The sequence below is a fragment of the Adhaeribacter sp. genome, assembly GCF_057359045.1.
Genome location: NZ_JBMQUD010000065.1, coordinates 32163 through 41394, shown reverse-complemented (window position 1 = coordinate 41394; position 9232 = coordinate 32163). Strand labels below are relative to the sequence as shown.

Here is a 9232-nt window from a genome sequence, read left to right as displayed (position 1 = left end):
CCCGGTGCAAAATGCCGGGCAGATAGATAAAAAATAAATAATATATGAAGCCAAATATTATTAATACCATGAATCGAATAAGTTTTCTGTTCTTATTCTTTTTAGTAGGCATCCTATCTGCTTGCCAGGAAGATGACCTTACTGCCCCTTTAGAAGCGAAAGCTGCCCCAATTGTAGAAGCCGTTAGAACGTCAAATCCTGCTAAAGCCGATAGCACTTTTACCCAATCTACGTTAGGGGCTACCATTGTTATTAAAGGCCAGAACCTGGCGGCTACCCAATATGTATCTTTTAACGGGTACCAAACGCCTGTAAACCCGGTTTATGCTTCCGAGAATTATATAATTGTTCGGATACCAGAATTAACACCTACGGTCGCCACTTCTGCCAATGTTCCGGATGAACTTAAAGTAGTAAATTCTAAAGGCGAAGCTACCTATAAGTTTAAGATTCTACCTCCGCCGCCCGTTGTTGATAAAGTAAGTAACGAGTTTGCCAAAGCAGGTGAAACCATAACCATAACCGGTAACTATTACTATTTTGTAGAAGAAGTAACTTTTCCGGGTAACGTAGTAAGTAAAGATTTTACAGCAAGTGCCGACGGAAAATCTTTAATGGTAAAAGTACCGGCCGGGGTTGATCCAACTAAAAACTTAACATTAATGGTTAAATCCCAAAGCGGTAACTCAGCTGTTAATCAAAAAATTAAGTTTAATGATAGAACAGGTATGCTGGTAAATTGGGATACAAAGGCTGCCAATGGCACCAGCCCGTTAAACTCTACCTGGGGAATCTCTGAAGACATGAGTAAAGTTACCAGTACTTATCCTGGAATTGTGCCGGTTGATGGAACATTTGGGGTAGTTGATATGGCCATTAGCGGAAACTGGAGTTGGGCCAATGCCAAATTGGTTAATATGGCCAACAACGATGCTGGTGTAAATGGGGGTAAACTTTATCCAACTGCTCCAACAGCCCAGTATAATCCCGAAACGGCCATTGCTAATTTTGAACTTAGAGCCGAAATTGCCGCTACTAAGCCAGTTGGGGGATTATTATTACAAGTATGGCAAGCTAATGGGGGCAAAGAATATACCGCTTCTGTTCCTTTAGCCGATTTTGTAAAAACAACTGATGGAAAGTGGTATACAATATCTGTGAATCTGGGCAATTTGGCCGCGGATAATGGTAATACCAAATTTAGCGGTAAGTATAAAGACTTTTCAACGCCATCAGACTTAAGAGTTTTAATTCAAAATCCATCAGCCGTAACAGTTCCTACTACTCTTGCTATCGATAATATCAGAATAGTTAATATTGTGCAATAGCATTTTAGCTATACGCTCATTGCCAATAATAAAGAATCTAAATTTAGATTATAATTGGAGTTTGAGTTCTTATACAAATTAGCCCTGACTATTTAATCAGGGCTAATTTATTTATATACCAGTCAGGGCTTCTATGTTAAGGTTGATAATTGTTTACCAATGGTTAAGCCTGACTTATAAAAGCAATCTGAAAGCTTACTTATTTCTTAAAACTTAATATTCACTTTGTTTTGCTTATTACACGAAACATGTATGCAATAAAAAAAATACTTTATGTGGCCTGCTTTTCTTTATACATGGTATCCGCGCAGGCGCAAAATACTTCCGACAATATTCGGTTAAACCAAATTGGTTTTTACCCGGTGGCTACTAAGTTGGCCGTGGTAGTTGGCGAAAATGCCGGGGGTAAGTTTTACCTAAAAACAACCAACGGTGCCAAAACTGTTTTTACCGGACAACTAAGCGCAAGTAAGCCTAATGAGTTTTCAGGCAAGCCTACTCGTATTGCCGATTTTTCGGCTTTTACCCAACCGGGCAGTTACATGGTAGAAATTCCGGGGGTAGGTAAATCGTATGCCTTCGATATAAAACCTCAGGTGCATCAGGCAGTAGCCACGGCCGCTTTAAAAGGCTTTTACTACCAGCGCATGGGCCTTGATTTACCCGAAAAATATGCTGGCAAATGGCACCGGAAAGCAGGTCACCCCGATAGCAAAGCCCTGGTACATCCTTCCGCGGCATCGGCCCAACGCCCGGCCAATACAGTTATTTATTCTACCCGAGGTTGGCTCGATGCCGGCGATTACAACAAGTATATTGTAAACAGTGGCATTACCACGGGTACTTTACTAGCAGCTTACGAAGATTTCCCGGCTTATTTTAAAAGTCAGAAATTAAATATTCCGGAGAGTAGTAACCAAGTGCCCGATATACTGGATGAAACGTTGTGGAACCTGCGTTGGATGCTAACCATGCAAGACCCGAACGATGGCGGTGTTTACCATAAATTAACCAACCCGGCCTTTGATGGCATGGTAATGCCTGATAAAGCTGATAAACCGCGTTACGTAGTGCAAAAAGGAACGGCCGCGACCTTAAATTTAGCTGCGGTAATGGCGCAGGCCAGCCGGGTATACAAAAATTATAACAAAGATTTTCCTGGATTAGCTGATACCATGTTAACCGCTGCTACCCGCGCCTGGGAGTGGGCACAGCAAAACCCAAAAGTAATTTACGACCAGGATGCACTAAACAAACAATTTGAGCCACCTATTACAACCGGTGCTTACGGCGACCGCGAATTTAACGATGAATTTATTTGGGCGGCGGCAGAAATGTATGTTACTACCCGGCAAGATAAATATTATACAACCGTTAAGTTATTTCCTGACCAAGAGTTGTTGCTGCCTTCCTGGAACCAAGTTCGGTTATTAGGCTACTATACTTTGGCCCGCCACAGTAAAAATTTAACGCCGGTTGCCCAAAAGGATTTACCAGTTTTGCAAAAAAGTATTTTAAATTTTGCCGATGAATTGCAAGCCAATGTACCGGGGAAGAGTTACCAAACCGTAATGGGTAAATCGGCGAAAGATTACATTTGGGGTAGCAGTTCCGTAGCCGCTAACCAAGGTATTGCTTTAATTCAGGCGTATAAGCTTACTTCCGATAAAAAATATTTAGCCGCCGCCCTCTCTAACCTCGATTATTTATTGGGCCGCAATGCCACCGGGTATTCTTTTTTAACAGGTTTCGGTGCAAAATCGACCATGAACCCGCACCATCGCCCATCTGTAGCCGACGGCATAAAAGAGCCGGTACCGGGTTTACTCTCGGGTGGTACCAATGCCCGCGCCAACCAGCAGGATAAGTGCGCTGGTTATGCTCCAACAGCTACCCCCGACGAAATGTACCTCGACCACGATTGTTCGTATGCTTCCAACGAAATAGCTATCAACTGGAATTCGCCGTTTGTTTACCTAGTTTCGGCCTTGGAAGCTTTACAGTTCCAGGTTGGTTTCGCCAAAAAATAAAGATAGCATACCTATTTAAAGCAGCGCCTGTATGCCTGGTTTCCGCCGGCTATAGGCGCTGTTGTTTTATTTTAAGAGTTTTATTTAAGCCTTTATTTTAAATTTAACTATATTAACCCTCTGATTTTATAATTATTTAAAAAAATCATAATGAAAAGCTTACTGGCGGGGTTGTTACTGTGCTTGTTGCAGTTTTCGGTTTGGGGGCAAAATCTCCTGAAAAAAGATGAAGTATTGCTGTATTCTTACTTTAAAGGCAACGGCGATGGCTTACACCTGGCTTACAGCACCGATGGCTATAACTGGACGGCTTTGCAGAACGATAAAATATTCCTGAAACCCACCGCCGGAAAAGATAAACTCATGCGCGATCCTTGCATTATCCGGGGCCATGATAACCAGTTTCACATGGTCTGGACGGTTAGCTGGAACGAAAAAGGCATTGGTTATGCTACTTCGCCCGATTTAATCAATTGGTCGGAGCAAAAATACATTCCGGTAATGGAGCACGAGCCTCAGGCGCGCAATACCTGGGCCCCCGAAATTACTTACGACCCTAAAACAAAACAATACCTGATTTATTGGGCTACTACTATTACCGGCCTATATCCCGAAACCCAATCGACGGCCGACAACGGCTATAACCACCGGATGTATTACGTTACGACCAAAGATTTTAAAACTTTTAGCGACACTAAACTCCTGTATGAGCCGGGCTTTAATGTAATAGATGCTACCATTGTACCCGATGGCAAAGAATTTATTATGTTTTTAAAAGACGAAACCCGCGAGCCTGCCCAGAAAAATTTACGTATAGCCCGAGCCACTAATCTTACAGGGCCTTATACCAAAGCCGGCCCCCCAATTACCGGTAAATATTGGGCCGAAGGCCCCACCGCCTTAAAATTAAATGGTAAATGGATTGTCTATTTCGATAAATATACCGAAGGCAAAATGGGGGCGGTACAATCCGCAGATTTAAAAACCTGGACAGATATATCGGCGCAAATGGTTTTCCCGAAAGGCATGCGCCACGGCACTGTATTTAAAGTAACCCGTAAAGAATTTGCCAAACTAAATCCTTAGCGTTCCGCGGGAAATTATAGCTAGGTTTGGGCAATTATAACACCGGTTTAGGATTAATCCGGTCGGGGAAGTTAGAAGTACATTAATTTTTAAAATAAGTTAATCAAAATGTTAAAATTAATAGACCGAACCCACTGCTAAGAGCAGTTGTTTGTTTCACGTGAAATTGGATAGGTGCAATTAGCTTACATATAAATTAATTTAAGTTGTAGTAAAGTAGGTGTGGTTAATTGAATTTTCTGAGTTAATATAAATATTGGTATTTAGTAGTAAACCTGCTTTTGTAGCCAGTAATTAAAATATAACTGCGGCAATGCTTATAAATTATTGGGTAGCGTATCAGTTAGAATAAGATTAAAATACTAAATGCTTCTTATTCAGAACTTTTATGCTGTAAAAATGTTTAGTAACCACACTGGTGAAAAAGGTAGTAGGCTAACCACTACTGGTGCAAAGCAGATTAACTTAGCTCCCGAAAATATTATTATTTGCGTGCCGCTTTTTCTGGTAACTTTGTTAAGTTTTTATTTATCCTGATTAAATGGGTTGCTGGGTTGTACGTGTGTTTAGTGGTGATTAGGTCTAAATGAATTATAAATTTCATATTTTAGTTATACTGTTGCTTACGGGCAATTTAGGCACATTGCGGGCTCAAACCGGCGAATATAAATTTACCCGTATTGACAACCGCCATGGCCTTTCGCACAACCAGGTAAACTGCATTTTAAAAGACAGTAAGGGCTTTATGTGGTTTGGTACCATGACCGGCCTGAACCGCTACGATGGCAACACTTTTAAAACTTTTCGCCACGATATCCGCGACTCTACTTCTATTAATAATAATTACATAAGTAGTATTATGGAGGGGCCGGAGCAAAAGCTTTTGGTAGATGGGTATTACGGTTTAAATGTGTATAACCCCAATACCGAAAAATTTGACACCAAAGCTACGGTTTACCTGCGCCAGTATGGCTTACCCGATGCCGATGTAAATAAAATTGCCCAGGATAAAAGCAAACGTTTTTGGTTTTTGCACGCGCGTAAAGGTATTTACGTGTACAATGCTGCGCAAAAAAATACCTTTCAGGTAATGCACAAAGCCCACGACACGCTATCTATCCATTCAAACCAGATTGCCGATTTTGCCGAAGACAAGCAAGGAAATTTTTGGTTAATACACACCGATGGCGTACTGGAGAAGTTAAACGGAAAAACTTTGCGGGTAATGTTACGCACTAAGTATGTACAGAAAAAGCTGGGCCGCACCCGTACGTACGCCATCTTTGTGGATGCTGATGGTGATCCCTGGATTTATTTGCCTGCCGATGCACAAGGTGTATTTTATTTTGATACAGAACAGCGGGCTTTTACCCATTTTAACCGCGAATCGGGCGAGATAAAATTAAATACCAACTTGGTGCGGTGCATAACCCAGGACGACCAGAAACGAATTTGGGTTGGTACCGACCACGGCGGCATTAACCTCATCAACAAAAAGGATTTTTCTGTAAAATACCTGTTGCACCACCCCGAAGACGAGAAAAGCCTGAGTCAGAATAGTATTTACGCTTTGTATAAAGATAATAATGGCATTATTTGGGCAGGTACGTACAAAGACGGTATAAATTATTACCACCGCAACTTAAATAAATTTGCGCAGTACCAGCAGCAACGCGACAACCCCTTCAGTCTGCCTTTTAACGATGTGAACTGTTTTGTAGAAGATGCCAAAGGTAATATTTGGATTGGGTCTAATGGCGGAGGACTTATTTATTTTGATCGGGCGGCGGGCAAGTTTAAACAGTTTCTGCACAACCCTAAAGACCCCCATAGCTTAAGCAATAACATTATTGTGGGGCTGTACCTCGACCGCAACCAGAAACTTTGGGTAGGTACATATTTTGGCGGGTTAAATGTGTACGATGGTCAAAAATTTACCCATTACCGCCATAATGCAACCCAGCCGCAGAGCCTTACCGACGATCGGGTCTGGAAAATATTCGAAGATTCGGAAAATAACTTATGGGTGGGTACCATGGGGGGCGGCTTAGATTTGTTAGACCGCAAAACCGGTACTTTTAACCACTACCGGGCTGACCAGCCCAATAGCGTAAACTCCGATTATATATTTAATATTACCGAAGATAACGCTAAAAACCTATGGATTGCTACGGCCTACGGCGTAAATAAATATAATCTAAACACCAAGCGTTTTGCCCACTACGTAAATGATAACGGCAACCCCCAGGGCTTAAGCAATAACAACACCACCACTGTAATGCAGGATAGCCGCGGGTTGCTCTGGATTGCTACCAACGAAGGCCTTAATTTATTTAATCCGCAGAAAAATACCTTTCGCATTTTCCGGAAAGAAGATGGCTTGGCCGATAATTATATTTTAAGTTTACTCGAAGACGGCCAGCGTAATATTTGGTTAAGTACGCCCAAAGGTTTATCGTGCTTAAACATTAAAAAAGAACCGGATACCGGTAACTACGCTTTTAAATTTAAGAACTACGACGAGTCGGATGGGTTGCAGGGTAAAGTTTTTAATACCAATGCGGCGCTTAAAACTTTGCGCGGCGAGCTCATTTTTGGTGGGGCCAATGGTTTTAACTTAGTAAATCCGGTCAACATAGAAATAAACCGCACCACGCCCAAAATTGTTTTTACAGATTTTCAGATATTTAACGAAAGCCTAACGGTAGGGAGTAAGCTTGATAAACGCGTAATTCTGGATAGTGCCATTTACGAGAAAAAAGTTATCACGCTACCTTATGATCAGAATATGTTTTCGGTTTCGTTTGTAGCTCTTAGCTTTTTGCAACCTGATAAAAACAGATATGCCTATATTTTAGAAGGATTTAACCGCCACTGGCTTACAACCGGCAGCGAATTAAGAAAAGCTACTTTTACCAACCTAGACCCCGGCACGTACACTTTGCGGGTAAGGGCCTCTAACAACGACGGCATCTGGAACCAGGAAGGCATTAGCCTGCAGATAAATATTTTACCGCCTTTCTGGCAAACCAAAACGGCCATTGTGCTTTATGTGGTTTTGGTGTTGCTGGCTTTGTGGCTGGCCCGCCATGTAATGCTGGAACGCGAAAGATTAAAATTCCGAATTGTGCAGGAACGGCAGGAGGCACAACGTCGCCACGAGATGGACGTTATGAAAATACGGTTCTTTACCAACGTAAGCCATGAGTTTCGTACCCCTTTAACCCTTATTTTAACGCCGCTCGAAAAAATAATCAGCAACACGCCCACCTCGGATCAGAAAAATCATTTATTGCTTATTCACCGCAATGCCCGGCGCCTGTTAAATTTAGTAAACCAGTTATTAGACTTCCGGAAAATGGAAGTACAGGAAATTGCGCTTCACCCTACCAAAGCCGAAATTGTTCGGTTTATGAAAGAGATTGTGTTTTCGTTTTCGGATTTATCAGAGAAAAAGCACATTAACTTTTCGTTCGTTTCCCGGATAGAAGAATTTGAAACTTATTTTGACCAGGATAAGCTCGAAAAAATATTATTTAACCTGCTTTCTAACGCCTTTAAATTTACCCCTGATAATGGTAGCATAACGGTAGAGTTGGAGCTGTATGAGCCCGCTAATGGCGCAGCGGAAAAGCAGTTAAAAATTAGTGTAACAGATACGGGCATTGGTATACCTATAGAAAACCAGGAAAAAATTTTTAAACGCTTTTTCCAGAGCGATATTCCGGATTCTATGGTTAACCAGGGGAGTGGTATCGGCCTGTCTATTACCAAACGATTTGTTAAGTTGCACGGTGGTACTATTCGGGTGCAAAGCCGGCCCGGCGAAGGCAGTTGTTTTACGGTAACTTTGCCCATTAAGCATGCGGCGCCCGAAATACCTTTGGCCCAACCCGGCAGCGAAGAAATAACCATTCTGGCTCCGGCTAATCCGCTTCCGAAAGCAATAACAACATCTGCGCCCCGTAATACTAAAAAGCCGGTTGTGTTGCTGATAGAGGATAACGAAGATTTTCGGTTTTACCTGAAAGACAACTTGCAAAGTTTATACCACGTGCTGGAGGCACCTAATGGTAAGTTAGGTTGGCAACTGGCTTTGGCCCAACTGCCGGATTTAATCGTGAGCGATGTAATGATGCCCGAGATGGATGGCCTTACCCTTAACCGGAAGTTAAAGAAAGATCCTCGTACTTTGCATATACCGGTTATTTTGCTTACCGCCAATGCCACCGAAGAACAACGCCTGGCCGGGTACGAGAATGGGGCCAATGCCTATATTACCAAGCCCTTTAACTTTGAGATTTTGTTATCGCGTATAAAAAACCTGATTGGGCAACAAGAAGCTTACCGGCAAACATTATTACCCAAATTAGAAGTAAAGCCGCAAGATATTCAGATTACCTCTCTTGATGATAAACTAATTAGAAAGGCAATGGCTTACACCGAGAAGAATATTGCTAATCCGGATTTTTCGGTAGAAGAACTAAGCCGGGAATTAGGTATGAGCCGGGTATATTTATATAAAAAGCTTTTGGCCATAACCGGTAAAGCACCGCTGGAGTTTATTCGTACAGTCCGGTTAAAACGGGCTGCCCAACTTTTACTCGAAAGCCAGCTTACAGTAGCCGAAGTGGCGTACGAAGTAGGTTTTAACAACCCCAAATATTTTACCAAATACTTTAAAGCCGAATTTAATTGTTTGCCTTCGGCGTATGCGGCTCAGAAAAAAAGCGAAACAGAAGTTGCCAAAGTAGCCCCTTAAGTTATTATTAAGGTGCCGATAATTTA

The 9232-nt window shown here is 42.1% G+C and carries 4 protein-coding genes; all 4 read left to right on the top strand.

The window, feature by feature from the left end; genetic code table 11:
- Positions 1 to 68: 68 nt before the first annotated feature.
- The 4 genes from ACO1R6_RS10510 to ACO1R6_RS10495 all read left to right on the top strand — a co-directional run bounded on the left by ACO1R6_RS10510 (position 69) and on the right by ACO1R6_RS10495 (position 9206).
- Positions 69 to 1328, top strand: coding sequence for a glycan-binding surface protein (locus ACO1R6_RS10510; RefSeq protein ID WP_486264546.1), 1260 nt, complete (start codon positions 69 to 71; stop codon positions 1326 to 1328).
- A gap of 296 nt (positions 1329 to 1624) precedes the next feature.
- Complete coding sequence (locus ACO1R6_RS10505) at positions 1625 to 3358, top strand: glycoside hydrolase family 9 protein (RefSeq protein ID WP_486264544.1); 1734 nt, start codon at positions 1625 to 1627, stop codon at positions 3356 to 3358.
- 150 nt (positions 3359 to 3508) lie between these two features.
- A complete protein-coding gene (locus ACO1R6_RS10500; RefSeq protein ID WP_486264542.1) occupies positions 3509 to 4444 on the top strand; it encodes a glycoside hydrolase family 43 protein in 936 nt (311 codons plus the stop codon).
- Positions 4445 to 5030: 586 nt separating this feature from the next.
- Entirely contained in the window at positions 5031 to 9206 is a 4176-nt protein-coding gene (locus tag ACO1R6_RS10495; RefSeq protein ID WP_486264540.1) for a hybrid sensor histidine kinase/response regulator transcription factor, read from the top strand.
- Positions 9207 to 9232: the final 26 nt, after the last annotated feature.

Excerpts from the sequence above, each read along its gene's own strand:
- ACO1R6_RS10510 (WP_486264546.1), top strand. The coding sequence starts at position 69 with ATGAATCGAATAAGTTTTCTGTTCTTATTCTTTTTAGTAGGCATCCTA.
- ACO1R6_RS10505 (WP_486264544.1), top strand. The coding sequence starts at position 1,625 with ATGGTATCCGCGCAGGCGCAAAATACTTCCGACAATATTCGGTTAAAC.
- ACO1R6_RS10500 (WP_486264542.1), top strand. The coding sequence starts at position 3,509 with ATGAAAAGCTTACTGGCGGGGTTGTTACTGTGCTTGTTGCAGTTTTCG.
- ACO1R6_RS10495 (WP_486264540.1), top strand. The coding sequence starts at position 5,031 with ATGAATTATAAATTTCATATTTTAGTTATACTGTTGCTTACGGGCAAT.